This is a genomic window from Sphingomonas sp. HMP6, from assembly GCF_013374095.1.
In the GTDB taxonomy this organism is placed as follows: domain Bacteria; phylum Pseudomonadota; class Alphaproteobacteria; order Sphingomonadales; family Sphingomonadaceae; genus Sphingomonas.
In genome coordinates this window covers 2954340-2980765 of the sequence record NZ_AP022672.1, presented here as the reverse complement: position 1 = coordinate 2980765, position 26426 = coordinate 2954340, and the positions used below count along the sequence as shown (strand labels likewise).

Sequence of the window (26426 nt, the reverse complement as noted above, 5' to 3'; positions counted from 1 at the left end):
CTTTGGTTTGGAGTAGAGAAAGGGTGCTTACGCCATCCCTCTGCTCCAGACAGAAAGTGCCACGACCGCCATGGCCGACGATAGTGGGTTCTCCTTCACCTTCCCAGCCATTCGTGGTCGAAAAATCACCGCCGCGTTCGACGGCGGTCGGCTGACGTCGGACGGCGGCGTGCTACTGCTCGCACAGGCCGAGCGGCGGTTGGGGATCGCGGATCGGCTCGCCGCCTGCATCGCTGATCCGCGCGATCAGGGTCGGGTGATCCACCGGGTCGCCGACATCTTGCGCGCCCGCATGCTCGCGATCTCGTGTGGGTATGAAGACGCCAATGATCTCGACGCCCTGCGGCATGATCCAGGGTTCAAGCTGGCGCTCGGCAAACTGCCGGGTGATCCGTTCGGGCTGGCCAGCCAGCCGACGATGAGCCGGTGGGAAAACGCGCCGACTACGCGCGAGTTGATCCGTCTGACCGGTACGCTGGTCGACCTTTATTGCGCGAGCTACCCCGTGCCACCTGCGGCGGTGACGCTCGACATCGATGATACCGTCGACGTCGTACACGGCGCGCAGCAGCTCTCTTTCTGGAACGGCCACTACGGCGAGCGCTGCTTCCTGCCGATCCATGTCTACGACACCGCTACCGGGCGGCCGGTTGCGATGCTGCTGCGCACCGGCAAAACGCCGTCGGGCAAGGAAGTCGCCGGCCATGTTCGCCGGCTCGTGCGACGTATCCGTCGCCACTGGCCCGATACCCGGATCACGCTGCGCGGCGATGGTCATTACGGTCGGCCAGAGCCGATGGCCTGGTGCGAGGCGAACGGAATCGACTACATCTTCGGGCTGCCCGGCAACCGCACGCTCCACGCCGATCCCGTCATCGTTCGGGAAGGCGATGCCTGCGCGACCGACCGGGCATTGCAGGGACTGGTCGAACTAAGGCGTTACGCAGAGACGCGCTACGCTGCGAAAACCTGGGGGAATACCGAACGTCGCGTCGTTGCTCGCATCGAGGCGAGCAGCCTCGGCCTCGACATCCGCCTCGTTGTCACCTCGCTTGCCGAGGGCAGCGCTGAACGGATCTATGACACGCTTTACTGCGCCCGCGGCCAGGCGGAAAACTTGATCAAGCTGCATAAAACGCAGCTGAAGAGCGACCGAACCTCCTGCTGCTCGGCCAACGCCAATCAGATGCGGCTCATCCTTCACACCGCCGCCTACTGGCTGATGTGGGCCGTGCGGCACGCTATGCCCGCAACCGCCACGCTCCGCACCGCCGAGTTCGCGACCATCCGCCTGCGGCTGCTCAAGGTCGCCGCGCGCGTCGTCGAAACCACCAGCCGCATCCGCATCGCCTTCGCAAGCGCCTGTCCCGATGCCGCGCTGTTCCGATCCATCGCGCTCAACTTGCGCACCACGGGACCATGATCGATGCGGCAGTGGCCGCCAAACGAACCCCGCCCATCAACTCCGCCCCAAACTGTGAACCCGCGATGAGACAGGCGCTTGGGACCCATGCGCCCTGCCTGCGGCTACACGACGCCTGCGCTGACCCATCGGCTGAGAAACGCTGCCGGTGAATAGATCAGGCTAAGAGGCTTCTACGATCCATAAAGGCAGGATGGTCGCATGTTCGAACCTCCGCAAGTGGGCGCAAGCGGACAGGCCAGTGCGCAGGTTGCGGGCTGACGTCGTCCGGATTTAGCGCTCACCCCACCCGGCGACGCTGTGCCCGCCGAACACCATCCGCCGGACGCCCGGATGCGCAAGCGACGCAGTGAACCCCGGCACCGGCGCGCTCACCGTATCAAGCCGCTGCATCTGATCGTCGCTCAAGGCGATCGTCGTCGCCGCGATGTTGCTCTCGAGTTGCGCCACCGTCCGCGCGCCGATCAGCGTCGCGTCGACCCCCTTGCGCGCCATCACCCAGGCGAGCGCCACCTCGGCAGGTGATCGCCCGATTTCATCCGCCACCGCCTTCAGCACCTCCAAGATACCCCAATTGCGATCGACAAACTTGCTGTCGCCGAACGGGTTCGGCCCGCTCAGCCGACCGCTATCCGCAGTGTCACCCCGCGCATATTTGCCGGTCAGGAAACCCCCGCCAAGCGGGCTCCACGGCACCACCGCCATCCCGGCTTCGCGCGCTGCGGGGAAATGCTCGGCCTCGACATCGCGCGCGACGAGCGAATATTCGAGCTGCAGCGCGATCGGCCCCGGCACGCCACGCTCGCGCGCGATCGTCGCGGCCTGCATCGCCAGCCAGGCGGGCATGTCCGACAGCGCATAATAGCGGATCTTGCCGCTCCGGACGAGGTCGCCGAGCGTCTGGACGATCTCCGCCGCCGGGGTCACCCCGTCCCAGATATGCATCCAGTACAGATCGATATGATCGGTCCCGAGCCGTTTGAGCGACGCGTCGAGCGCGCGGTGGATGTTCTTGGCCCCCGCACCCCCGGCATTGGGATTGCCGCCGCCGGTCTGCGTCGCGCTCAGCGGGTTGGCCGAACCGTTGAAGCCGAACTTGGTCGACAGCACGATCTCGTCGCGCGACCCGCTGTCCTTGAGGAAGTGCCCGATCAGCCGCTCGCTCTCCCCGCCCGAATAGATGTCGGCAGTGTCGATGAAATTCCCGCCCGCCGCGCGATACGCATCGAAGATCGCGCGCGCCGTGCCGTCATCGGCGTTCCAGCCGCCGGGGCCAAAGGTCATCGTGCCAAGCGCAAGCGGGCTGACGACGAGGCCCGACCGGCCAAGCGTGCGAAAATCGGTGAGCGACATGGGGACGAGACTTTCCTAGCGTTCGTTACGAAACTCCTGCTATCATCCGCGTTCGCAGGTCAAGGCATTTCGGAACGATCACTATGAAATCCCCCGACACGACCCCCGCGCCCCGCAAGACCGGCCGCCCGCGCTCGTTCGACCGCGACGCCGCGCTGGAACAAGCGATGTTCGCCTTCTGGCGGCACGGCTATGAAACCACCTCGATCGCCGATCTGACCGCCGCGATGGGCGTCACCGCACCGAGCCTCTACACCGCATTCGGCGACAAGCAGCGGCTTTTCCTCGAAGCGGTGCAGCGCTACGCGGGCGACCCGCAAGCAATGGCCGACCGGATCGCCAGCGCGGCCACCGCCTATGACGCCGCGCGCGACCTGCTGACCGGCGCCGCCATCGCCTATACCGGCGACGCGACCCCCAAAGGCTGTCTGCTGGCCAGCGCCACCGCCAGCGGCTCCCCCGATTCCGCCGCCGTCCAGCGCGCCGTCGCCGACATTCGGACCGGAATCGCGCGCCATCTCGCTGCCCGGATCGAACGCGACATGGCGGGCGGCGCACTCCCTCAGGACACCGATCCCGCCGCCTTGGCCGGGCTGGTGATGGCCGTGATCCAGGGCATGTCGGTCCTCGCCCGCGACGGTGCATCCCGCGCCACCCTATTGTCGATCGGCACCGCTGCGCTGGCAGCATGGCCAATGCGCTGAATTTGCCGGTGTCCTACAGCCGATCGAAAGTGCAATCGTGGACCGGCTCTTTCCAATCGTCGATCCGCTGCTCAATGCGTCTGACGTGCTCGCGCAGACCAATTATTCGGACCGGCGGCGAAGGATGCGCGTTGGTGCGACTCAGTGTGACTTTACGGGCGGACGCGAACGCCGTCGCCATCGCCGCGCCACCGAGGTAAGGGCAGCGCGATGAACGCCACCGCCCTGCTCCTCCCCGCCGCCGCAGGCGTACTCGGCGGGGCGATGAACGCGCTCGCCGGGGGTGGCACTTTTGCGACGTTACCCGCGCTGATCGCACTCGGCCTGCCCGCGAACACCGCCAACGCCACCTCGAACGTCGCGCTGCTCCCAGGAGCGGCGACCAGTGCCTGGGCGTTTCGCGATGAGCTTGGGCCGGTCGGCGGGGTGAGCGTGCCGCTGCTCAGCGCGATCACCTTCGTCGGCGGGTTGGGCGGCAGCCTGCTGCTCGCCGCGACGCCCAGCCATGTGTTCGACCTCGTCATCCCGTGGTTGCTGCTCTTCGCCTTCATCGTCATCGCCTTCGGCAAACGCGCAGCCGATGCCTTAAAGCAGCGCGTCGCGATCGGCCCGCGCACGCTGATCGTCGCGCAGGGGTGCCTTGGCATCTATGGCGGCTATTTCGGCGGCGGTGTCGGGTTGATGACCACCGCGATCTACGGTCTGCTCGCCGGCGTTTCCCCCCGCGCTTTGTTCGCGCCGCGCACCTTGATGCTCGCGATCGCCAATCTCGCCGCCGCGTTCGTCTTCATTGCGGTCGGTCTGGTGCGCTGGGCGGCGTGCCTGCCGATGCTGGCTGGCGGAATCGTCGGCGGCTGGGCTGGGGCGCATATCGGCAAGCGGCTGTCGCCCGGACTGGTACGCGGCTGGACCTTGCTGGTGACGGCGGTGACGACGGGTGTGTTCTTCTGGCGCGCCTATTTCTGATTGGGCAGATCCAGGAGCGCCGCCACGATCGCCGCATCGTCCTTCTCGTCGATGCTCGCTTTATAGGCCCCGCGCATCTTGGTCACCTCGGCCTGCCATTGCTCGGGCTTGAGCTTGGGCTGGCTGAGGATCATCTCGGGCGAATGGCACGCGGCGCAATTGACCGTCAGGATCTCCGCCGGGAGCGTCGCGGTCTCGACCGGAAGCGCGATCGTCTGCGAGGTGAGCGTGATCTTCTTAGGGCTCTCCGCCGCCGGATGGCACGCGGCGAGCAGGACCAGAACGGCGATCGGAAGCGTCTTCATGCGACCGTCACCTTCGCCGTCTCGATCGTGTTGCGCATGTAACCACCGGGGTTCCAGATCGGATCGGTGCCTTGCGTCTCGCCCTTCGCATTGGTCGCGCGCACCGCGACGGTATGCGATCCGGCCGGCAAGGTAGCGGCCCAACGGCGGAAGCTGAACGCGCCGTGATCGGGCCCGAGCTCGGCGGCCTGCCAGCTCTTCCCTGCATCGATCGACCAGTCGACCTTGGCAACGCCCGCATCCCCGCCCAGTGCGACGCCGCGCACCGCCGTCGCGTCGGCGCGCGTAAAGAAGGCACGCGGGATCATCCGCCCGATCGGCGCGGTCGGGAAGTCCTTCGCCCCCGGCACCACCGTGGCACGCGGCGCGGTCGGCACGCGGTACGCCTTTTCCATCCAATATCCGGTGTCGGGCGTGGTCAGCACCTCGATCGTGTCGAGCGCCTTGACCCAATAGGTTGAGAACCAGCCCGGCACGATCAGCCGCAGCGGGAAGCCGTTGAGCAGCGGGAGCTGCGTGCCGTTCATCCCGTAAGCAACGATCGTGTCGTCGGCCATCGCGCGGTCGAGGTTCAGCGCCTTGGCGAAATCGGGCGCGGCCCCTGGCGGATTATCGAGCCCCGAAAAGCGCACTTGCACCGCCCCTGGCGCGACGCCCGCCCGCTCGATAAGGTCGCGCAGCCGCACGCCGGTCCACAACGCATTACCCATCGCGCCATTGCCCCATTGCGCGCCGGGCACGCGCGGGCCGAAAAGGCCACGTGAATTCCCAGAGCATTGGTTGACCGCCGCGATCTCGACTTGCGGCAGCGCCTGGATGTCCGCGAGGCTCAGCGACAACGACCGCTTTACCGCGCCGCCGACTTTCAGCCGGAAGCTGCCGACATCGACCGACAACGGGATGTCGTCATAATGCCAGCGGACGAAGAAGCGATCGTTGGGCGTGAACGGCGAATCGGTCAGCGCCCCGTCGAACGCGTCGATCGGCATTTCCAGCAAAGGTGCACGCGTGCGCTGCAGGATCATCCCGCGTTTGCCGGGAAACGCGTCGCTCAGCGCCGGCCTGCCCAGTTGCGCCCACAGCGGCGTGCTCGCCAGCGCGCCCACCCCCATCGCGAGCGCAGTACGCCGATCGAACCCCTCACCCATGCTGGATCGCCAGCGGCGCAAACCGCGCGACTTGCTGTCCGACCATCTGCAATTGCGCAACAACGGCGGGATCATTCGCCCCGCCCGCCTCGTCGAACTTCGTCACCTGCGAATTGACCGCCGCCGCAAACGGCGTCGGCCACCCGCGCAGCGCGTGGACGATCGAGCGCAGCGCCGCGATCGTGCTGCCGGTCGCTTGCCAACCGTAGGCCGTGGCGATCAGCCCGACCGGCATATCCGCCAGATACGGCCGGTTCTCGTCTCGCGCGGTTTCCTCGAGCAGGTCGAGCGCATTCTTGACCACGCCCGAAATGCTGCCGTGATAGCCCGGCGATGCGATGATCAGCGCCGAGGCCTGCCGCACGGTGTCGACGAAATCGCGCTCGTCGGCGGTGCGCGTCGTCGCCTTGGGATCGTAGAGCGGCAGGCGCGCCATGTCGGCGCCCCCGAACATCCGCGTGCGGAACCCCTCGCGCCCCGCCGCATCGAGCGCGATCGCCAGCGCGCGTTCGGTCGAGGATACGCCGCCGATCGTCCCGCCGATACCGACGACAAGCGGGAGGGAAGGAGAAAACGTGGCCATCGCACGGGCTTTCGAAAGAAGGGTGGCACGGCGGCCGGATCGGGGTGCGATAGCCGGGGCGGCGGCGCGGCTCAATCGCCAAGTCGCACGCATCGCGTGTGTGCGACCTTCTGCTCGCATCGCGATGATCCGGCTGCTAGACGCGACGCGATGCGCTGGCCTCGCTTGCATGATCTGTCATATGCAAGTAATACACTGGTTTGTGGTATGGAAACGCCTGATGCGCTTTAATCCCTTCGGCCCGGTCGGCGGTGCTCGCCCCGATGGCGATGACGACGACGCGCTGGAACTCACCGGGGGGATGCCACCACCGCGCGCCGAGTACCAAAGCGCGGACGGCGACGACTACGCCCCCGATCTGCCGGTGGTGCAGCGCGCGAGCCGCTGGCGCTGGGTCACGCGCGGGCTTGCCGCAGCGATCGTTTTGTTCGTGTTCGCGGTCGGCTGGCTCGCGGTCACCGCCCCGCTGTCGAAATCGCTGCAACCGCCCACGCCGCCCAGCATCACCCTGCTGGCTGACGACGGCACGCCGATCGCGCGGCGGGGAGCAATTCTGGAGGCGCCGGTCGATGCGGCCAAGCTGCCCAAGAACGTCACCAATGCTTTCTTGGCGATCGAGGATCGACGCTTTCGTTCGCATTGGGGAATCGACCCGCGCGGCATCGCGCGCGCGTTTTTCCACAATGTAACCTCGAAAGGCCGCGATCAGGGCGGCAGCACGATCACCCAACAGCTCGCCAAGAACGCCTTCCTCGATTCGGACCGCACCGCCGCGCGGAAGATCCGCGAAGTGATGATCGCCTTCTGGCTTGAGGCGTGGCTGAGCAAGGACCAGATCCTGTCGCGCTATCTGTCGAACGTGTATTTCGGCGACAATGTGTATGGGTTGCGCGCCGCCGCGCGCCATTATTTCGGGCGCACACCGGAAAATCTGTCGATCGCGCAGGCGGCGATGCTGGCGGGGCTGGTCAAGGCGCCGTCGAAGCTCGCCCCCACCGTCAATCTGCAAGGCGCACGTGACCGGGCGAAGCTGGTCGTGGCGGCGATGGTCGATGCCAAGTTGCTCGACAAGGCCGACGCCGCCGACGTGCGGCCTGCGCGGATCGTGCCCGATCGGCGCCGGACGCTGCCCAATGGCACCTATTTCGCCGATTGGGTGCTGCCCGAGGCGCGCGACCATGCCGGTGAAATCGCCACCGAGACGACGGTACAGACCACGCTCGACCGCCGCCTGCAAAAGGCGGCCGAACGCGCCACCAAGCGCGCGGGCCTACGCGACGCACAGATCGCCTTGGTCGCGATGCGGCCCGACGGGCGCGTCGTGGCGATGGTCGGCGGCAAATCTTATGTCGACAGTCCGTTCAACCGCGCGACGCAAGCCCAGCGCCAGCCGGGTTCGGCGTTCAAGCTGTTCGTCTATCTTGCCGCGTTGCGCAACGGCATGACACCCGATTCGGTGATCGACGACGAACCGATCACGATCGCCAAATGGTCGCCCAAAAATAGCGACGGCCGCTATCTCGGGCCGATCAGTCTGCGTCAGGCGTTCGCGCGCTCCTCCAACGTGGCGGCGGCGCGGATCACGCAGCAAGTCGGCGTTGCGAAGGTCATCCAAGCCGCCCGCGATCTCGGTGTTTCGACGCCAATCCCGAACGAAGCGACGATCGCGCTCGGCACGTCGAGCATGTCGCTGCTCGAACTGACGGCGGCTTATGCGTCGGTGGCGGCGGAGCGCTATCCGGTGCGCCCGCGCGGGTTGGAGGCAGAGCCCGAGCGCGGCGTGCTGGCAACGCTGACGGATCGGACGCGCGCACTGTCGGGCGATCTGCATGATCAGATGCTCGATCTCCTCTCCGCCTCGGCCGAGACCGGCACCGGTCGCGCCGCAGCGCTGTCGGTGCCGACCTATGGCAAGACCGGCACGACGCAGGATAACCGCGATGCTTTGTTCATCGGTTTCGCCAACGGGCTGGTGTGCGGCGTGTGGGTCGGCAATGACGACAATACCCCCAATGCCGGTCTGTCGGGCGGCGGCATCCCGGCGCGCGTGTGGCGCGATTTCATGCAGAGCGCGCTCGGTGTGGGGGCCGCCGTCGCGCCCGAGCCGGAGCCCGAAATAGTCGATCCCGATACGGCCAATGGCGTTGAGGAAACGCTCGAAAACTTCCTCGATCCCGCCAACATTCCGACGGTGGAGGGTGAGATTCCCGGGGTCGGCCGCGTCCGGCTGCGCAATGGCGAGCTGAATTTTGAGCCCAACCGCAGCAATGACCCCGAGCGCGGCCCCGACCGCCGCCGCCGCGACCGTTTCGACGACCGTGCACCCCCGCCGCGTGATCCGGAGGACGTGCCATAAAGCTCGGTTGACGCCGCCCCCGCATCGCCGCAAGGCCGTGCCATGCGCTTCTTCTCCGACAATGCCGCCCCCGTCCACCCGGCCGTGCTGGCCGCGCTGGGTGATGCCAACGTCCTTGACACCGCCTATGACGGCGACGGCTGGAGCAAACAGCTCGACGCGCGCTTCTCCGAGCTGTTCCAAACCGAAGTGCGCGCCTTGTGGGTTCCCTCTGGCACCGCCGCCAATTGCTTGGCGCTGGCGGCGATGTGCCCGCCGCACGGCGCGATCGTCTGTCACCGCGACGCGCATATCCAGAATGACGAAGGCGGCGCGCCCGAATTCTATACGCACGGTGCGAAGCTGTTGCTGGCCGAAGGGGCTGGCGCGAAGCTGACGCCGGCGACGATTGCGGCGGTGCTCGATGCCACCCGCAACGACGTGCACCAAGTTCAGCCTCACGCCATCTCAATCACCAACGCGACCGAATACGGGCTGGTCTACACCCCCGATGACGTCGCCGCGATCGGGCATCTGGCGAAGCAACGCGGCCTTGGCCTGCACATGGACGGCGCGCGCTTCGCCAATGCCGTCGCGCATCTCGACTGTGCTCCAGCTGACGTGACGTGGCGCGGCGGAGTCGATGCGCTCAGCTTCGGCTTCGTCAAGAATGGCGGGATGAGCGCCGAGGCGCTGATCTTCTTCAAACCCGAACTCGCCGCCGCGACTCTTTATCGCCGCAAGCGCGCCGGACTGCTGCTCTCGAAGGGACGCTATCTCGCGGCGCAGCTCCTCGCGATGCTGGAGGGTGATTTGTGGCTTGATCTCGGCCGCAACGCCAATGCCGGGGCGGCGCTACTGGCGCAGGCCGCAGGGTCGCGTCTGGTCAATCCCGTCGAGGCGAACGAAGTGTTCCTGCGCGTGACCGCGGCCGAGGCGGCGCAGTTGCGCGCGCTCGGCTTCGATTTCTACGACTGGGGCCCGGGCGAGGCACGGCTGGTGATCTCGTGGAATCAGTCGCCCGCCGACATCCGCCCGCTCGCCGACGCGATCGCAAATCTCCCGTCCCGTTCGTGCTGAGCCTGTCGAAGCACGGTCTGCAACAACCGATACGCGCGCTATCTACACTGGCCCTTCGACAAGCTCAGGGCGAACGGAAAGACCGGCAATGAGCTCTCCCTCGCCCAATTCGAGCAGGCTCGCGATCCTGATCCCGTTCGGGATCGTCACGCTGATCTGGGGATCGACCTGGCTGGTGATCCGGCATCAATTGGGCGTGGTGCCGCCGACCTGGTCGGTGACTTATCGCTTCATCGTCGCGGGCACCTTCATGCTCGGCTATGCGCTGTTCCGAGGTGAGCGGATCGTGCTCGATGCGCGCGGCTGGGCCTTTGCCGCCGTCACCGGGCTGTGCCAATTCTGCCTCAACTTCAACTTCGTCTATCGCGCCGAGGGCTATGTCACCTCGGGGCTGGTCGCGGTCGTGTTCGCGCTGCTGCTGTTGCCCAACGCAGTGTTCGCCCGGTTTTTTCTGGGGCAGAAGCTCGGGCAGCAATTGATCGTCGGGATGGGCGTGGCGATGGCAGGCGTGATCCTGCTGTTCGTGCGTGAGGCGCGAGTCGATCCGCACGGGCCGGGGCAAGTGCTGCTGGGGATTGGCTTCACGCTTCTCGCAATCCTGTCCGCCTCTGTCGCCAACGTCATGCAGGCCACGCCGACCGCGCGCGCTTATCCGATGGCGGCGATGCTCGGCGTCGCGATGCTGATCGGTGCCGCGCTCGACGCGACGATCGCCTGGACGATCAGCGGCCCGCCGGTGTTCGATACGTCGCCCGGCTATATCGCGGGGGTGCTGTATCTCGGCATCTTCGCTTCGGCGCTCGCTTTCCCGCTCTATTACGGCGTGCTGCGCGTGATCGGCCCGGCCAAGGCGGCCTATTCAAGCGTGCTGGTGCCGGTCATCGCGATGCTGCTGTCGACACTGTTCGAAGGCTATGTCTGGACGTGGCTGGCGGCGGGTGGCGCAGCGCTGGTACTAGGAGGCCTAGTCATTGCGCTGAGCGCCCGCAGGCCGGCGCGATAGTCGGGATAGGCCGGGGTCCAGCCGAGCACGCGCTTCGCCTTACCATTCGCGACCCGGCGATTCTCGGCATAAAATCCGCGCGCCATCGGCGATAGCGACTCGATCGGCACGAACGGCGGCGCTGGCACGCCCAGCAAGCGCGCGGCAAACTCGATCACGTCGTTCTGGCTCGCGGGGCAATCGTCCGACAGATTATAGGCCCCGTGTGGCGCGGAAAATCCTGCGATGACACCTGCAACGATATCCTCGACATGCACTCGGCTGAACACTTGCCCCGGCGCATCGACACGGTGCGCGCTGCCGCTGGCGACCCGGTCGAGCGGGGAACGGCCTGGCCCATAGATGCCGGGCAAGCGAAACACGCAAGCGCCCGCCGCCAGCCACGCGGCATCCGCCTCGGCGCGCGCGCTGCGGCGGCCCGTGCCGGTTGGGGCGCTCTCATCGACCCACGCGCCGCCTGCATCGCCGTAAACGCCGGTAGAGGAGAGATATCCGCGCCATGCCGCACTGCGCGCCAGGAGCGCGCCATAGGCGAAAAGCACCGGGTCGCTGTCCTCGGCTGGCGGCACCGAGGACAGGATATGCGTCGCCGCTGCAATTTCCGACGCAACCGCGCGCGAATCGTCGAACCGGATCGTTCCGTCGCGCCCGTCGCGCGACGTGCCGCCGACGTGCCACCCCGCCCCCCGCAACTGATCAGCCAGCGCCTGCGCGGTATAGCCCAGCCCGAAGATCAGCAGCCGCCCCACGAGCTATTTCGCGCCGTAACCGTGATAGAGCAGGCCGAAGAAATCGCCCTTGTTCCAGCGCGGCCGCGCATCGCCATCGGCGATCTCGCGCGCGATCGCGTAGTTCGCATTGATGAAACGGATACCCTGCGACCAGTCGATCGGTTGCGCCAGATCGTCGGCCGGCTGATGATAGCGCGTCTTGAAGAATTCGGCGGTGGCGGCCTTGCCCGGCCCCTTTTGCCCCGGCCACAGGAACACCGAGGGCACGCCCTGCTGGACGAAGCGATAATGGTCGGAGCGCACGAAAATGCCCTGCGCCGGATCGGGATCGGGCGACATCGTCACGCCCAAGGTGCCCACTGCCTTCGCCACGATCGGCCCGAGCGTCGAGCGATCCGCCCCGAACACCGTCATATCCTCGAACGGATAGGTCAGGATCGGCATGTCGAGATTGACGTCAGCGACGATCCGCTCGATCGGCACGGTCGGGTGCTTGGCGAAATAGTCCGAGCCGACCAGCCCCTTTTCCTCTGCCGTTACGGCGAGGAAAAGGATGCTGCGGCGCGGGGCCTTGCCGCTCGCGCGGAAGCGTTTCGCTTCCTCGATCAGCGACGCGATGCCGATCGCATTGTCCTCGGCACCATTGTAAATCGTATCGCCCTTCGCATCGGGACGTCCGACGCCGAGATGGTCGAGGTGCGCCGACAGCACCACGACTTCCTTCCCGAGCTTGGGATCTCTGCCGGGGATCATTCCGGCGACATTGGCGCTGCTGACCGGCTCAAAACTGGTCTTGAGCGCCACGGCCGCGTTTGCTGGCAACATCTCAGCCGCGAACACCGCCTTGCCGTCCGCCACCCGCGGGACGATCTCGCTCCACGGTGTCTTCGATCCGGCAAACAGCTTGGCGGCACCGGTCGCGCTCAGCGTCGCCAGGATCGGCACGCCGGAGGCATCGCCCGTGCCGTCGGGACGCGCCCAGCTCGTGCGCGGCCGATCGAAATTGGCACCGCTACCGGGCAGCACCGCGCGCGTCAGTACGATCGCGCCGACCGCGCCATGCGCTTGGGCGATCACCGCCTTGGTCGTCGCGCTCTGAAAATGCGCGCGTTCCTCGCTCTGGAAACTCAGCGGCGCGCCACCGAAAAAGGCGACGATCTTGCCGCGCACATCGACCCCGGCATAATCGTCGCGGCCGTATTGCGGCGCGACCAGGCCGTAGCCGACGAACACCACCGGCGCATCGATCACGGTGCGGGCTGCCGTGGCGACCGTCCCCGGCACATAATCCTCGCCAAAGACCAGGGGCGTCGGGGCCTCACCCTTATGCGTCAGCACGACATCGCCCTTGTCACCGGCGCGATAGGTAACCAGCGGCACTTTCTGAATATAGCTGCCCGCATCCCCCGCCGGTTTCAGCCCGGCGGCAAAGAATTGCGCGGCGACATATTCGGCGGCGATGCGATATTCGGGGCTGCCCGCCTCGCGCCCGCGCAGCACGTCGGAGGCGAGGAACAGCACATGCGCTTTCATCGCGGCCTGATCGTCGGGCAGCGCCGCATCCTGGGCCACATCCTGCGCCATTGCCGATCCCGCCAGCGCGATTGCCGCCACGCCCGCCACCCAGAGCTTCATTCCAACCCTCTCCTTCGTTTCGAGGTGCGGTATCACAGCGCCGCGCTCACGCAAGCACGGCGATTTCGGTAGCGAGGGCCGCTTGCGCGTCCTACATCGCAGACAATGCTCGACATCCAGACCAGCCTCGCCCAGCCGCATGTCACCCGCCGCGCGGATTACACCCCGCCCGACTGGCAAGTGCCCGACATCGCGCTCGATTTCGCGCTCGATCCGGCCGCGACCCGCGTGACAGCAACGCTGCATGTCCAGCGCAGCGGCGTGCATGATCGCCCGTTGCGGCTCGACGGAAGCGGGCAGACCCTGCTGTCGGTGTCGGTTGACGGCACAGCGGTCAACGATTGGGTGATCGAAGACGGTACGCTGATCCTACCCCTCATCGGTTCGGCCCATGTGATCGAAACCACCGTCGAGATCGCGCCTGAGCGCAATACCCAGTTGATGGGGTTGTACGCATCGGGTGGCAATCTGTGCACGCAGTGCGAGGCGGAGGGTTTCCGCCGGATCACCTTCTTCCCCGATCGGCCCGACGTGCTGAGCCGCTATCAAGTGCGGATGAGCGCGGACAAAAAGCGCTATCCGGTGTTGCTCGCGAATGGCGACCCGATCGCATCGGGCGATCTGGAAGGCGGGCGGCATTGGGCCGAGTGGCGCGATCCCTTCCCCAAGCCGTGCTACCTCTTCGCGCTCGTCGCGGGCGATCTCGCGGTCAATCGCGGCAGTTTCGTTACCATGTCGGGCCGCGAGGTCGACCTCGGCATCTGGGTCCGCGCGAGCGACCTCGAACGGACGCACCACGCGCTCGACGCGTTGAAAACGTCGATGGCGTGGGATGAGCGCGTCTATGGCCGCGAATATGATCTCGACGTGTTCAACATCGTCGCGGTCGACGATTTCAACTTTGGCGCGATGGAGAATAAGGGGCTCAACGTCTTCAATTCGCGCTACATCCTGGCCGACCCCGACACCGCAACCGATTATGATTATGACGCGATCGCAGCGGTCGTCGCGCACGAATATTTCCACAATTGGTCGGGCAATCGCGTCACCTGCCGTGACTGGTTCCAGTTGAGCCTGAAGGAAGGCTTCACGGTCTACCGCGACCAATGCTTCTCGGCCGACCAGGGCTCGGCGGCGGTCAAGCGGATCGAGGATGTCCGGGGCTTGCGCGCGGCACAGTTTCCGGAAGATTCCGGCCCGCTCGCCCACCCGATCCGGCCCGACGCCTATCAGGAAATCTCCAATTTCTACACGGCCACAATCTACAACAAGGGTGCCGAGATCATCCGGATGCTCGCGACCATCCTCGGCCCGACGGCGTTCCGCGCGGGCACCGATCTATATTTCGACCGGTTCGACGGGACGGCGGCAACCTGCGAGGATTTCGTCGCCTCGCTCGAGGATGCAAGCGGCACCGACCTGACGCAATTCCGCCGCTGGTATGGCCAGGCAGGCACGCCGCGCGTGACCGCGTCGCTGGAGCATCACGAGGGGTCGGGCCGCGCCGAGCTGGTGCTAACGCAGCGCACCCCGCCGACGCCGGGGCAGGACGAAAAGGTCCCGGTGGTGCTGCCCCTGCGCCTGAAACTGTTCGGCGCGCAAACCGCCGCCACCGTCGCACCCGAGCAGGTCATCCTGCTCAACCAAGCCGAAGAGCGGATCGTCTTCGAGGGCGTGACCGAACGGCCGATCCTGTCGATCAATCGCGGCTTTTCAGCGCCGACTATCATCGAGACTGACCGCAGCGCCGCCGATCTCGCCTTCCTCGGTGCACATGATGATGATCCGTTCGCGCGCTATGAAGCATTGCAGCAATTGATGCTCGATACGCTGGTGGCGGCGGCGGGCGGCAACCAGGCCGATCATGCAGCGGTGATCGCAGCGGTCGCGGGCACGATCGGCGATGCCCAGCTCGACCGCGCGTTTGCGGCAGAGGCGGTTTTGCTCCCGTCCGAAAGCTTCATTGGCGATCAGATGGCGGTGGTCGATCCCGAAGCGATCTTCCGCGCGCGAGAGGCGCTGCGGCGCGATATCGGTCGGGCGCTTAGCAGCGAATGGCGCGCCGCTTATGACGCTACGGAGGCAACCGGCGGCTATGTCTATTCGCCCGAGGCCAAGGGCCTGCGGCGGATGCGCGCGGTCGCACTTGGCTACATCGCCGCATCGGGCGCGGCAGATGCGGGCGATCTCGCCTTCGCGCAGTTCGAAGCGGCCGACAACATGACCGACCGGATGAGTGCGCTGACAACGTTGGTGGCGGGAGACGCGCGACAACGTACACCAGCGCTCGATATCTTCTACAACCGCTACAGCGACAATCCGCTGGTGCTCGACAAATGGTTCTCAGTGCAGGCGATGGCGCCGCGCGAAGACACCGGCGCGGTGGTGCGCGAATTGCTGCAGCATCGGGACTTCACGCTGTCCAACCCCAACCGCGCACGTGCGCTGATCGGCGCGTTCGGCGTGAACCAACGCGCATTCAACGTGGTGGACGGATCTGGGTACCGCTTCCTCGCCGATCAGTTGATCGCGCTCGATACGCTCAACCCGCAAACCGCAGCCAAGCTGATCCCGCCGCTTGGCCGCTGGAAGCGCTTCGACGCAACTCGCAGCGCACTGATGCGCGCCGAGCTGGAACGGATCGTAAAAGGACCCGGATTGTCGAAGGATATGCTCGAACAGGCGTCGCGCAGCTTAGAGGCGTGAGGTTTAGCGGTTTGCAGCGATCGGATTGGTAGCCGACGACCGCGCGGATTCCGCCGGATGGAGCGTGACGAGCGCAATTGCGCCCAACGCGAATCCACCGAAGAACTGCCACAGGAAACCCGACTTCAATACGCTACGCATCACGATGCCCTTTCGCGTCGGCACCAGACCGATCGCTGCAACGCAGCAAATCGTGTTTTCGCGATCGTTTCACAAGAGACATTCTGGCAACCGTGCGTTACCAAAATGCATCCAGGTTAAGACAGGTTGGCGCACGCCGTCTGGATGCGCTCGCACGCCTCGCGCAGCAGCGCCTCCGAGGTCGCATAGGAAATACGCATCGCGGGCGACAGGCCGAAGGCCGCACCCTGCACCGCCGCGACCTTTGCATCGTCGAGCAGGTAAGCGACAAACGCCTCGTCGGTATCAATCAGCTTGCCCGTGGGCGTCGTCTTGCCGATCAGGCCCGAGATTTCGGGATAGACGTAGAACGCTCCGTCGGGCCGCGGGCAGGTGATGCCGCTCGCCTGGTTGAGCATCGACACGACCAGATCGCGCCGCGATTGGAACGCCGCTGCGCGCTCTTTCAGGAAGGATTGATCGCCGTTGAGCGCGGCGACTGCGGCGGCCTGTGCGATCGAGCAGGGGTTGCTCGTCGATTGCGACTGCAATTTGGAGATCGCCTTGATCAGCCACGACGCCCCCCCGGCATAGCCGATCCGCCACCCGGTCATCGCATAGGCCTTGGAACAGCCGTTCACCGTCAGCGTGCGTTCGTACAGCGAGGGGCAGACCTGTGCGATCGTGGCGAATTCGAAATCGTCGTACAGGATATGTTCGTACATATCGTCAGCGAAGATCCACACGTGCGGATGGCGTTCGAGCACTTCGCCCAGCGCGATCAGCTCGGCCTTGCTATACGCCGCCCCGGTCGGGTTCGACGGCGAATTGAGGATCACCCATTTCGTACGCGGGGTGATCGCCGCCTCGAGTTGTTCGGGGCGCAATTTATAGCCCTGATCAGGCCCGGCCGCGACGAACACCGGCGTTCCGCCGGCGAACAGCACGACATCGGGATAGCTGACCCAATAGGGGGCGGGCACGATCACTTCGTCACCGACATCCACGGTCGCGACGATCGCGTTGAACAAGGTGTGCTTACCACCGACGTTCACCGTCACCTGATCGGGGGTGTAGTGCAGTTCGTTATCGCGCGCGAATTTGGCGACGATCGCGGCCTTCAGCTCAGGCGTGCCATCGACATTGGTATATTTCGTCTGGCCGTCGCGGATCGCCTTGATCGCGGCTTCCTTGACGAAATCGGGCGTGTCGAAATCGGGTTCGCCCGCCCCCAGCCCGATCACATCGACCCCGGCGCGTTTCAGCTCAAGCACGCGCGACGTGATCGCGAGCGTCGGCGAGGGCTTGATACGGGCAAGTGCGGCGGATGGGTGCATCGGTAAGGGGCCTTGATGGCGGATCGTCGCGCGAGCGCTTATCGTGCGCGCGGCATCGCCGCAACCGCCAGTCGCGCAACGATCAGCCCGCGCAGCGCATTGCCGACGAAAAAATCGGTCGTCAGGTCCGCTGCGGTCAGATAACCTTCGATCGCACGACCGCTCTCGATAAGCTCGGCGCGCAGCACCCCCGGCAGCAATCCAGCGGCAAGCGGCGGAGTAACCAGCACCTCGCGCCCCGCCTCATCGGTGCCCGGCACGAATAGCGAGGTGAAGCTGCCTTCGGTCAAACGACCATCGGGCCGCTCAAACAGCACTTCGTCCACCCCCGCGCCGTGTCGCGCGTCGTCGTAGAAGCGCCGGTCGCTGGTCTTGTGGCGCAACCGGATGTCGGCGGGTGCGACCGGTAGCGGGACGATCGCGACCGAGAGGGCACCACGGGCGGGCGGCATCGGTGCCACCTCGACCGCGACCGCCCCGCTTGGTGACAAAACCAGCCGCACTTTGCGGGCATCGCGCAAGCGAAAGGTCGCGGCCTGCAATTCGTTGCGCGCGGCATGGCGGTCGAACGCGAACCCAAAGGCGCGCGCGCTGGCCGACAGGCGCTGCAGGTGTCGGTCGAGCAAGGCGATGCCGTATTCCGGGTCGAACGCCATCGTTTCGATCAGATCGAACGCTCTCGCATCGCGCGTCAGGAACTCGGTCTTAGCGCGCGCCTCGTCCCACTCCTCGCTCGCGACCGAATCGGCGACAATCCCGCCGCCCGCGCCAAGCAACGCGTGCTCGGCCCCGTGCGGCAAGCTGAGCGTGCGAATCGCAACGTTGAACATGGCGTCTCCACCCTTGTCCTTCGTGGCCGCGTCGAACCGGCCGATCGCGCCGGTATAGAGACCGCGCGCGCCACCTTCGATCTCCGCGATCGCCTGCATCGCGGCGATCTTCGGCGCACCGGTGATCGATCCGCACGGGAACAAAGCCACCAGCACGTCGATGGCATCGGTTTCCGGCGCGATCTCGGCGGTGACGGTCGAGACGAGCTGATGCACCGTCGGATAGGTCTCGACTTCAAACAAAGCGGGCACCACCACCGTTCCGGCACGCGCAACGCGCGACAGATCGTTGCGCATTAAATCGACGATCATCAGATTTTCCGCACGCTGCTTGGGGTCGCGCGCCAGCATCGCGATGATCGCAGCGTCCTCGCGGTCATCAGCGCCGCGCCGCGCCGTGCCCTTCATCGGGCGACAGGTCAGCGTCGTACCGTCAAGCGCGAAGAACAGTTCGGGCGATAGCGACAGGATCGTCGCGCCATCGGCCCCGGTATCGATCAGCGCCCCGAATCCGGCACGCGCGGTGCCGCGCAAGCGGGCGTAGAGCGACAACGGGTCCCCCTGTATGGCAAGCCACGCCGGATAGGTCAGGTTCGCCTGGTACAGGTCGCCCGCCGCGATCTGCTCCTGCACGGCGGCAAAGCGCGCATCATAGGTCGCGCGGTCGATCGCCGGTTCGGGCGCGCCACTCCACGCGCCCGCGCGATCGGGCAACAGGCCCGCGACCGCATCGGCAGCGATTTCGGTATAACGCTCGAACAGGCCGAACCACAAAAGCGGCATGTCCGACGGAGCGGGATCGGCCAATGCGCTCTCGAATGCGGCACCAGCCTCATAGGACAGGAACCCGGCGGCATGCAGGCCGCCCCGTTGCGCCGCCCGGATCGCGTCGAGCGCGGGACGCACCGCTGCCACCGTCCATGCCGAGACTACCGTCACCGGATCGACATACAGCCGGGCCGCCGCGCCGCCGTCGCGTGCGTCGTCGAGCAGCACGAAGGGCGCGCGCAATTGGGGGAAAGAAGGCAAGGTCATAACGTCACCCTGCCAGATGCCCCGGCCACACCCCCGGGGGCAACCCTTGGTTTTCGCGTAGAAGGCCCGTATCCCGGTCGGCATGAGCCTTCAGCCCCCCCAGCCGCCGCTGCGCGCCGCGATCGTCCCCGTCACCCCGCTCCAGCAGAATTGCACGCTGCTGTGGTGTACCGCCACGATGCGCGGGGCCTTTGTCGATCCCGGCGGCGATCTGCCCAAGCTGATGGCGGCTGCCGCGCAGCACAAGGTGACGGTCGAGAAGATCATCCTCACCCACGGCCATATCGACCATTGCGGCGAGGCCAAGCCACTGGCCGAGCAGCTCGGCGTGCCGATCGAGGGGCCGCATGAGGAGGACCGCTTCCTCACCTCGACCTTGTCCGAAAGCGGCGCGCAATACGGGATCGCTGGCGTGAATTTCGAGCCCGACCGCTGGCTGGTCGAAGGCGACACGGTGACCGTCGGCAATCTGGTGCTCGACGTGTACGAGACCCCCGGCCACACCCCGGGCCACGTCATTTTCCACCATGCGCCGTCGAAACTGGCGCTGGTCGGCGACGTTTTGTTCGCTGGGTCGGTCGGACGCACCGATTTTCCACGCGGCAATCACCCGCAATTGCTCGCCTCGATCGTCGCCAAGCTCTGGCCACTCGGCGACGACACGACATTCATTCCCGGCCACGGCCCGGCCAGCACTTTCGCGCACGAACGCCGGAACAACATGTTCGTGAGCGACGCGGCTATGGCCGCTTAGCCAGCCGGCATCACGCTGACCGCCGGGGTTCCACCGCTGCTGTGCGGCAGGAACGGCAACGTCACCGCATAGCCACCGAGGCCGAGCAGCAGCAGGAACGTCAACAGCGTGCCGATCATCCGTCCGGCAGGCAGCCCGTCCATGCCGAGCGGATGCGCGACTCGCGCGAGCAGGAACAGCGCGCTTGCAACCCACAACCACAGCGACGTGCCGGTGGTGAATTCGAGCAGGCCGATCAGAATGATGATGAAAGGCGCATATTCGACGAAATTGGCGTGCGCGCGCATCCGGCGAATCAGCATCTCATTCCCGCCGTCGCCGATGCTCACCTTGGCCTTGGTGCGGACGGCACCGGTGCGCATGGCGAGCCACAAATTCAGGATCGCCGCGGCCCCGGCCGTCATCAATGTGATCGGCAGCATGATCGAACCCACGGCATTTCTCCCCTTTGTGCAACGCTTGCCGCCTTGGCACCGCGTGCGCGCGCTTGCAACGGCGGGCAGAATCGCTATAGGCCCCCATCTTCGCGATATGTCTGGCCAACGTGCCGCTTGCGCGGCCGACGGCGTCGGTTGTGTGGCAGTCTGGTTCGGGCCTATCGCATCTGTCAGACAAGTATAAGGTTTCGCCGAAATGGCCGTCCCCAAAAGAAAAACCACGCCGTCGAAGCGCGGCATGCGTCGCAGCCACGATTCGCTGACCGTCGCATCGTTCCAGGAATGCCCGAATTGCGGCGAACTGAAGCGTCCGCACAACCTCTGCCCTTCGTGCGGCCACTATAACGGTCGCGAGATCATTTCGGTCGAAGGCTGATCCGCACCGACCGGACGGCAGCGTGACTAGGGGAGCGGCCAGCGTGACGAACAGCTCCCGGATCGCCGTCGATGCGATGGGTGGCGACGAAGGGCTTGCGGTGATGCTGGCAGGGGTAGCCCGCGCCAGTCGCCGGTTCGAAGACATGCGCTTCATTCTGGTCGGCGACGAGATGGCCATTGCGGCCGGGCTTAAGTCTCACCCGAACCTGACGGCGCATTCGGAGATCGTGCACGCCCCCGAACTGGTCGGCTCGAACGACAAGCCGAGTCAGGCGATTCGTCGTGCCAAGACGACGTCGATGGGCATTGCGATCGACATGGTGAAGCAGGGCCGCGCCGCCGCTTGCGTCTCCGGCGGCAATACCGGCGCGCTGATGGCGATGGCCAAGCTGTCGCTGCGGATGATCCCCGGCATCGATCGGCCTGCGCTCGCCGGGTTGATGCCAACGCTCGGCGACAATGACACGGTGGTGCTTGATCTCGGCGCGAATACCGAATGCGACGCGCGCAATCTGATCCAGTTCGCGGTAATGGGCGCTGCCTATGCGCGCACGACGCTCGACCTCGCCCGTCCCCGAGTCGCGCTGCTCAATATCGGCAGCGAGGACCAGAAGGGCACCGAGACGATTCGTGATGCGGCGACCGCATTGCGCGCGGCATCGCATTTACCGCTGGATTTCACGGGTTTTATCGAGGGCGACAAACTTTCGCGCGGCGATGTCGATGTCATCGTGTGCGACGGTTTTTCGGGCAATATCGCGCTCAAGACGGCAGAGGGCACAGCACGCTTCGTCGCAGACCTGCTCAAGCGCGCGTTCCGCTCCTCGGTCCGCTCCAAGATCGGCTTCTTGATCTCCAAGCCGGCGACCGAGCTGCTGCGGCATCACCTCGACCCCAACAATCACAATGGGGCGGTCTTCCTCGGGCTGAACGGTTTGGTTGTGAAAAGCCATGGCGGCGCGAATGAAGTGGGAGTCGCCACCGCGATCGCGGCGGCGGCAAAGATGGTGCGTGACGATCTGACGCGGCGAATCGCGCAGGATCTCCGCGATTTCGAGAAGAAGGCGGCATGATTCGTTCGGTCATCATTGGAACCGGCTCGGCCCTGCCGACCAGGCGTGTGTCCAACGCGGAGCTGGCCGAAACCGTCGACACCTCCGACGAATGGATCGTCGAGCGCACCGGCATCCGCTTCCGTCATATCGCCGGCCCTGACGAGACGACCGCGACGCTCGCGTTCGATGCATGCCGCGCGGCCCTCGGCGCGGCCGGGCTGGCCGCCGATTCGATCGACCTGATCGTGCTAGCCACCGCAACCCCAGACCAGACCTTTCCGGCAAGCGCCACCAAGGTGCAGGCGATGCTCGGCATCAACGATTGCGTCGCGTTCGACGTAGCGGCGGTGTGCTCGGGCTTCCTGTATGCGCTGCAAGTGGCCGACAGCATGCTGCGCAGTGGTGCTGCCCGCCGCGCCCTGGTGATCGGTGCCGAGACGTTCAGCCGTATCCTCGACTGGGAGGACCGAGCGACCTGTGTCCTGTTTGGTGACGGCGCGGGCGCCGTTGTGCTCGAAGCGCAAGAGGATGCCGTTGCGCAAGGGCGCGGGATCCTGGCGATGCGGCTGCATGCCGATGGCCGCCACAATGACTTGCTCTATGTCGATGGTGGGCCGTCGACCACGGGAACCGTCGGCAAGGTGCGGATGAAGGGGCGCGAGGTCTTCCGACATGCCGTCGTCAACCTCGCCGCGGTCATGACCGAGACGCTTGCGGCAGCGGGTCTCGAGGCGAGCGATGTCGATTGGGTCGTCCCCCACCAAGCCAATGCCCGCATCCTCGACGCGACCGCACGCAAGCTCCATCTCGCCCCCGAAAAGGTCGTCGTGACGGTAGACCAGCACGCCAACACCTCCGCCGCATCGGTGCCGCTTGCACTGGATACCGCGGTGAAGGACGGACGGATCAAGCCGGGTGACCTGATCGTGCTCGAAGCGATGGGCGGCGGCTTCACCTGGGGTGCCGCCGTCGTCCGGTTGTGAAACATCTCGTTCCACTACTGTAACTAAGCCCTTTCAGGGTGCTGCTTCTGTGTGTTACGCAGATCAGATGGCTTTGGGGAAGGGCGACGGATGGAACCTGCGGGCACTTTAACACGCGCCGATCTGGCCGAGGCACTGCATCATCAAGTCGGGTTGTCGCGCGCCGATTCGTCGAACTTGGTCGAACAGATCCTGGGCCATATGTGCGGCGCGCTTGCCAAGGGCGAGAACGTCAAAATTTCGGGCTTCGGCACCTTCGTGCTGCGCGACAAAGGCGAGCGCGTCGGGCGCAACCCCAAGACCGGCGTCGAAGTGCCGATCGCACCGCGCCGGGTGCTGACCTTCCGCGCCAGCCAGATGATGCGCGACCGCATTGTCGAGGCCGATTGAGCGACCCCGTGACGGTATCGACGGATGTGCGCGACAAGGCGGATAGCGCGTATCGGACGATCGGCGAGCTTTCGCGTGAGACCGGATTGCCACAGCACATCCTACGCTATTGGGAGACTCGCTTCCCGCAACTGCGACCGCTCCAACGTGCTGGAAACAGGCGGTATTATCGGCCCGAGGACGTGGCGCTGGTAAAGCGCATCGCGGCGATGCTCGATCAGGACGGCTATACCATTCGCGGCGTGCAGCAAGCGCTGGCTGGTAAGACCGTGGCTCCCGCCGTACCGAGCGCCAACGATGGTGACACAAGTGCCGCGATCCGCAAGGTGCGCGCTTCGCTCGTCGCGGCGCTCGCAGAGGACGCCAGCGCCTAGCGTTCGCGCGTCGCGGCGAAGGTGACCTTGGGATAGCGATCCGCGACATAGCCGACGTCCCAGGCGGTCTTTGCCATATAGACTGGGTTACCATCGCGATCCTTGGCCATCGACGAGCGGTTCAAATCCATGAACGCCTTCAAATCTGCCGGGTCCGCCGCCGAAACCCAGCGTGCGGTGTCATAGGGTGCCATTTCGAGCCCGGCATCGACCTTATACTCGGCCTCGAGTCGCGATAGCAGCACTTCGAGCTGCAACTGCCCGACGACGCCGATGATCCAGTTCGAGCCGATCTCGGGATAGAAGACTTGCGTCACGCCTTCTTCGGCCATGTCATCGAGCGCCTTGCGCAATTGCTTGGTCTTGGTTGGGTCCTTCAGCGCGACGCGGCGGAGGATTTCGGGGGCGAAATTGGGGAGGCCGGTAAAGCGCACGTCGGCGCGTTCGCTGAGTGTATCGCCGACGCGCAGCGTGCCGTGGTTGGGGATGCCGATGATGTCGCCCGGAAACGCCTCATCCGCCAGTTCGCGCTCGCGCGCGAAGAACAGGATCGGCGAGTGGATCGCGATCGGCTTGCCGTGGCCCGTAGGCGTGAGCTTCATCCCGCGTTTGAACACGCCCGAACATAGCCGCATGAAGGCGATGCGGTCACGGTGATTGGGGTCCATATTCGCCTGGACCTTGAACACGAAGCCGGTGACGTCGGCGCGGTCGGGCCGCACTTCGGCTGGCTCGGCGGGTTGCGGACGCGGTCCCGGGGCGTGGCGACCGAGCGCGTCGATCAGCTCGGCCACACCGAAATCCTTGAGCGCCGAGCCGAAATAGACGGGCGTTTGGTCGCCAGCGCGGTACGCTTCGACATCGAAGGCGCCATAGCCGCCAAGCGCCAGCTCGGCCTCGTCGCGCAACGTCTTCAGGCCAGCGGGGGTGAGTGTCGCGGCGAGCGCGGGATCGTCCATGCCGGTGAAACTGGTCGCCTTGCCGTGAAACTCGCGGCTCGGCCCCTCGGGCTGGCTCAGGCTGTTGGCGTGGAGATCGTAAATCCCCTCGAAATCAGTGCCCATGCCGACCGGCCAGCTCATCGGCGTGACATCAAGCTGGAGCATTTCGGCGACTTCGTCGAGCAATTCGAACGGCGGGCGGCCTTCGCGATCGACCTTGTTGATGAAGGTGATGATCGGGACCGAGCGCAGGCGGCAGACCTCGAACAGTTTGCGCGTCTGGGCCTCGATGCCGCGCGCGGCGTCGATCACCATGACCGCCGAATCGACGGCGGTGAGCGTACGGTAGGTATCCTCGGAGAAATCCTCATGGCCCGGCGTGTCGAGCAGGTTGAAGGTCAGGCCGTTGCGCTCGAACGTCATCACCGAGGAGGTGACCGAGATGCCGCGCTGCTGTTCGATCTTCATCCAGTCCGAACGCGCGCGACGGTTCTGGCCGCGTGCCTTCACTTCGCCCGCGAGATGGATCGCGCCGCCGAAATAGAGCAGCTTTTCGGTCAGCGTGGTCTTGCCGGCGTCGGGGTGCGAGATGATTGCGAAGGTGCGGCGGTCGGACGTGTGATTCATGGAGTGGGTCTGCTCAAACGGGGTCGGTATGCGGATCGGAAAGTCGGCTAAAGTCACACGAGTCACACCATCAGCGCTTGTTTTGCGCGGTCCGGCGTAAGCATTCGAAAAAGGCGGACGCAGGCGTCACCGCTTGCTCTTGGCAGAAGTCCGGCGGGTAGGACAGCCCTTGGGCGGCGCGGTCAGGGTTCGAGCGTGACCGCCATGGTGATCGTCTTCGCCGTGCCGGGGGAAAGCATGAAAATACCAGGCTTTTCAGCGATGTCGCCGGTGAAGCCTTGCGGGTCGGCGATGCCGTGCCACGGCTCGATACAGACGAAGGCAGCGCCGGGCTTGGTCCAGATGCCGAGCATCGGCGTGTCGGGGAAATCGATTCGCAAGCTGGGGCCGGTCGATGCCCTATAGCGGGCGCTGTGCGAGCGGAGCTGATCCCAGATCAGCGCGTCGTTGGTGAACAGATCATCGGTGAGTGCGAGCGTCCGCCCGGCGAGCGGCGACAACCGGAGGGCCGGATCGACGAGGCCGTTGGTCACCTGGCGGATCGATTCGGCCTCTTCCGCTTCGAACAGAATCCGGTGGTCTTCGCGCGCCTGGCCATAGGGCAGCGGCCAGACAAAGGCGGGGTGGAAGCCGAAGCTCGCCGGGAGCGTCCGGTCGGTCTCGCGATTTTCGATCTCGATGGTGATCGACAGCGTCGCATTGTGGATTTCATAGCTCGCGCGGAGCGCGAAAGCGCGCGGATAGACGGCGCGGGTCTCTGGGCTGTCCTCAAGCAGGAACACGGCCTTGCTGTCGCTGTGCTCGATCAGCGTGAAGGCGGTGCGGCGGGCAAAGCCGTGCTGCTTCATCGGATATTCCGCGCCATCGATCCCCAGCACATCGCCGTTCAAGCGCCCGACGATCGGGAAAAGCAGCGGCGCGTGGCCAGTCCAGAAGGCCGGGTCGGCGTTGGTCATCAGTTCGCGCCCGTCGGCGTCGCGGAGCGAGGTGAGTTCCGCGCCCAACGGGTTGATTGCGGCGGAGAGGTGGGGGGTGGCGATGTGGATGAGCTTGGGTTGGGGCATATCCATCATTCCTCGAACAAACGGTCGCAACCACCCCGACGAACGCCGGGGCCCAGAAGCGAGCGGCAGATAGCGCGCGCTGCGCCCGGCTTCCTCAACCTATCCTGCTGGGCCCCGGCGTTCGCCGGG

Annotated in this window: 25 protein-coding genes; 13 read left to right on the top strand and 12 right to left on the bottom strand. The window is 65.7% G+C overall.

The window, feature by feature from the left end; all coding sequences use genetic code 11:
- Positions 1-70: 70 nt before the first annotated feature.
- On the top strand, positions 71-1423 hold the full coding sequence (locus HMP06_RS14530; protein ID WP_176495742.1) for an IS1380 family transposase: 1353 nt from the start codon (positions 71-73) through the stop codon (positions 1421-1423).
- 273 nt (positions 1424-1696) lie between these two features.
- Here the strand turns inward: HMP06_RS14530 and HMP06_RS14525 are convergent, their stop codons facing one another.
- Positions 1697-2776 carry an aldo/keto reductase gene (locus HMP06_RS14525; RefSeq protein WP_176497717.1) on the bottom strand — a complete coding sequence of 360 codons (1080 nt, stop codon included), beginning with the start codon at positions 2774-2776 and terminating at the stop codon, positions 1697-1699.
- 83 nt (positions 2777-2859) lie between these two features.
- Here HMP06_RS14525 and HMP06_RS14520 point away from each other — a divergent pair, with 83 nt between their 5' ends.
- Entirely contained in the window at positions 2860-3480 is a 621-nt protein-coding gene (locus tag HMP06_RS14520) for a TetR/AcrR family transcriptional regulator (protein ID WP_176497716.1), read from the top strand.
- Positions 3481-3690: 210 nt separating this feature from the next.
- Positions 3691-4446 (top strand): sulfite exporter TauE/SafE family protein, encoded by a 756-nt coding sequence (locus HMP06_RS14515; protein WP_176497715.1) that lies wholly within the window; start codon positions 3691-3693, stop codon positions 4444-4446.
- Here HMP06_RS14515 and HMP06_RS14510 read toward each other — a convergent pair.
- Genes HMP06_RS14510 through HMP06_RS14500 form a run of 3 tightly spaced genes read right to left on the bottom strand, consistent with a single transcriptional unit; the run spans position 4437 to position 6482 of the window.
- Positions 4437-4751, bottom strand: coding sequence for a c-type cytochrome (locus HMP06_RS14510; protein ID WP_176497714.1), 315 nt, complete (start codon positions 4749-4751; stop codon positions 4437-4439). The genes HMP06_RS14515 and HMP06_RS14510 overlap by 10 nt on opposite strands.
- Positions 4748-5899, bottom strand: a complete 1152-nt coding sequence (locus HMP06_RS14505; RefSeq protein WP_176497713.1) for a molybdopterin-dependent oxidoreductase — start codon at positions 5897-5899, stop codon at positions 4748-4750. Before HMP06_RS14505 ends, HMP06_RS14510 begins: the two co-directional genes overlap by 4 nt.
- A complete protein-coding gene (locus HMP06_RS14500; protein ID WP_176497712.1) occupies positions 5892-6482 on the bottom strand; it encodes an NADPH-dependent FMN reductase in 591 nt (196 codons plus the stop codon). The genes HMP06_RS14505 and HMP06_RS14500 overlap by 8 nt, the downstream gene beginning before the upstream one ends.
- Positions 6483-6702: 220 nt before the next feature.
- Between HMP06_RS14500 and HMP06_RS14495 the strand changes: the two genes are divergently transcribed.
- The 3 genes from HMP06_RS14495 to HMP06_RS14485 all read left to right on the top strand — a co-directional run bounded on the left by HMP06_RS14495 (position 6703) and on the right by HMP06_RS14485 (position 10900).
- Positions 6703-8838, top strand: coding sequence for a transglycosylase domain-containing protein (locus HMP06_RS14495; protein ID WP_176497711.1), 2136 nt, complete (start codon positions 6703-6705; stop codon positions 8836-8838).
- Positions 8839-8880: 42 nt separating this feature from the next.
- Positions 8881-9897 (top strand): threonine aldolase family protein, encoded by a 1017-nt coding sequence (locus HMP06_RS14490; RefSeq protein ID WP_176497710.1) that lies wholly within the window; start codon positions 8881-8883, stop codon positions 9895-9897.
- A gap of 88 nt (positions 9898-9985) precedes the next feature.
- Complete coding sequence (locus tag HMP06_RS14485; RefSeq protein WP_176497709.1) at positions 9986-10900, top strand: DMT family transporter; 915 nt, start codon at positions 9986-9988, stop codon at positions 10898-10900.
- On the opposite strand, the gene HMP06_RS14480 is transcribed toward HMP06_RS14485, so the two are convergent.
- The gene (locus tag HMP06_RS14480) at positions 10810-11649 is read right to left on the bottom strand and encodes an NAD(P)-dependent oxidoreductase (RefSeq protein ID WP_176497708.1); all 840 of its coding nucleotides are present in this window, start codon (positions 11647-11649) and stop codon (positions 10810-10812) included. The genes HMP06_RS14485 and HMP06_RS14480 overlap by 91 nt on opposite strands.
- A gap of 3 nt (positions 11650-11652) precedes the next feature.
- Positions 11653-13266 (bottom strand): M28 family metallopeptidase, encoded by a 1614-nt coding sequence (locus tag HMP06_RS14475; protein ID WP_176497707.1) that lies wholly within the window; start codon positions 13264-13266, stop codon positions 11653-11655.
- A gap of 105 nt (positions 13267-13371) precedes the next feature.
- On the opposite strand from HMP06_RS14475, the gene pepN reads away from it, so the two are divergent.
- Positions 13372-15972 carry an aminopeptidase N gene (gene pepN / locus HMP06_RS14470; RefSeq protein WP_176497706.1) on the top strand — a complete coding sequence of 867 codons (2601 nt, stop codon included), beginning with the start codon at positions 13372-13374 and terminating at the stop codon, positions 15970-15972.
- Positions 15973-15975: 3 nt separating this feature from the next.
- Here the strand turns inward: pepN and HMP06_RS14465 are convergent, their stop codons facing one another.
- From HMP06_RS14465 to pabB, 3 genes are all read right to left on the bottom strand, one after another.
- Complete coding sequence (locus HMP06_RS14465) at positions 15976-16116, bottom strand: hypothetical protein (protein ID WP_232089997.1); 141 nt, start codon at positions 16114-16116, stop codon at positions 15976-15978.
- A gap of 113 nt (positions 16117-16229) precedes the next feature.
- On the bottom strand, positions 16230-17429 hold the full coding sequence (locus HMP06_RS14460; protein WP_176497704.1) for a pyridoxal phosphate-dependent aminotransferase: 1200 nt from the start codon (positions 17427-17429) through the stop codon (positions 16230-16232).
- 38 nt (positions 17430-17467) lie between these two features.
- Positions 17468-19294 carry an aminodeoxychorismate synthase component I gene (gene pabB, locus HMP06_RS14455; RefSeq protein WP_176497703.1) on the bottom strand — a complete coding sequence of 609 codons (1827 nt, stop codon included), beginning with the start codon at positions 19292-19294 and terminating at the stop codon, positions 17468-17470.
- 82 nt (positions 19295-19376) lie between these two features.
- On the opposite strand from pabB, the gene HMP06_RS14450 reads away from it, so the two are divergent.
- On the top strand, positions 19377-20048 hold the full coding sequence (locus HMP06_RS14450; protein WP_269473383.1) for an MBL fold metallo-hydrolase: 672 nt from the start codon (positions 19377-19379) through the stop codon (positions 20046-20048).
- Here the strand turns inward: HMP06_RS14450 and HMP06_RS14445 are convergent.
- The gene (locus HMP06_RS14445) at positions 20045-20470 is read right to left on the bottom strand and encodes an MAPEG family protein (RefSeq protein ID WP_176498567.1); all 426 of its coding nucleotides are present in this window, start codon (positions 20468-20470) and stop codon (positions 20045-20047) included. The genes HMP06_RS14450 and HMP06_RS14445 overlap by 4 nt on opposite strands.
- 211 nt (positions 20471-20681) lie before the next feature.
- Here HMP06_RS14445 and rpmF point away from each other — a divergent pair, with 211 nt between their 5' ends.
- The 5 genes from rpmF (at position 20682) to HMP06_RS14420 (ending at position 23665) form a co-directional block, all read left to right on the top strand.
- The gene (gene rpmF, locus HMP06_RS14440; protein ID WP_176497702.1) at positions 20682-20861 is read left to right on the top strand and encodes a 50S ribosomal protein L32; all 180 of its coding nucleotides are present in this window, start codon (positions 20682-20684) and stop codon (positions 20859-20861) included.
- Between the two features lie 43 nt (positions 20862-20904).
- Positions 20905-21936, top strand: coding sequence for a phosphate acyltransferase PlsX (gene plsX / locus HMP06_RS14435; RefSeq protein ID WP_176497701.1), 1032 nt, complete (start codon positions 20905-20907; stop codon positions 21934-21936).
- Complete coding sequence (locus HMP06_RS14430; protein ID WP_176497700.1) at positions 21933-22901, top strand: beta-ketoacyl-ACP synthase III; 969 nt, start codon at positions 21933-21935, stop codon at positions 22899-22901. The genes plsX and HMP06_RS14430 overlap by 4 nt, the downstream gene beginning before the upstream one ends.
- Positions 22902-22991: 90 nt before the next feature.
- The gene (locus HMP06_RS14425) at positions 22992-23291 is read left to right on the top strand and encodes an integration host factor subunit alpha (protein WP_176497699.1); all 300 of its coding nucleotides are present in this window, start codon (positions 22992-22994) and stop codon (positions 23289-23291) included.
- Between the two features lie 8 nt (positions 23292-23299).
- A complete protein-coding gene (locus tag HMP06_RS14420) occupies positions 23300-23665 on the top strand; it encodes a MerR family transcriptional regulator (RefSeq protein ID WP_176497698.1) in 366 nt (121 codons plus the stop codon).
- Here HMP06_RS14420 and HMP06_RS14415 read toward each other — a convergent pair.
- Positions 23662-25233 carry a peptide chain release factor 3 gene (locus HMP06_RS14415; protein WP_176497697.1) on the bottom strand — a complete coding sequence of 524 codons (1572 nt, stop codon included), beginning with the start codon at positions 25231-25233 and terminating at the stop codon, positions 23662-23664. The two genes, HMP06_RS14420 and HMP06_RS14415, sit on opposite strands and share 4 nt — an antisense overlap.
- 182 nt (positions 25234-25415) lie before the next feature.
- Positions 25416-26297, bottom strand: a complete 882-nt coding sequence (locus tag HMP06_RS14410; protein ID WP_176497696.1) for an aldose 1-epimerase family protein — start codon at positions 26295-26297, stop codon at positions 25416-25418.
- Between the last annotated feature and the right edge of the window lie 129 nt (positions 26298-26426).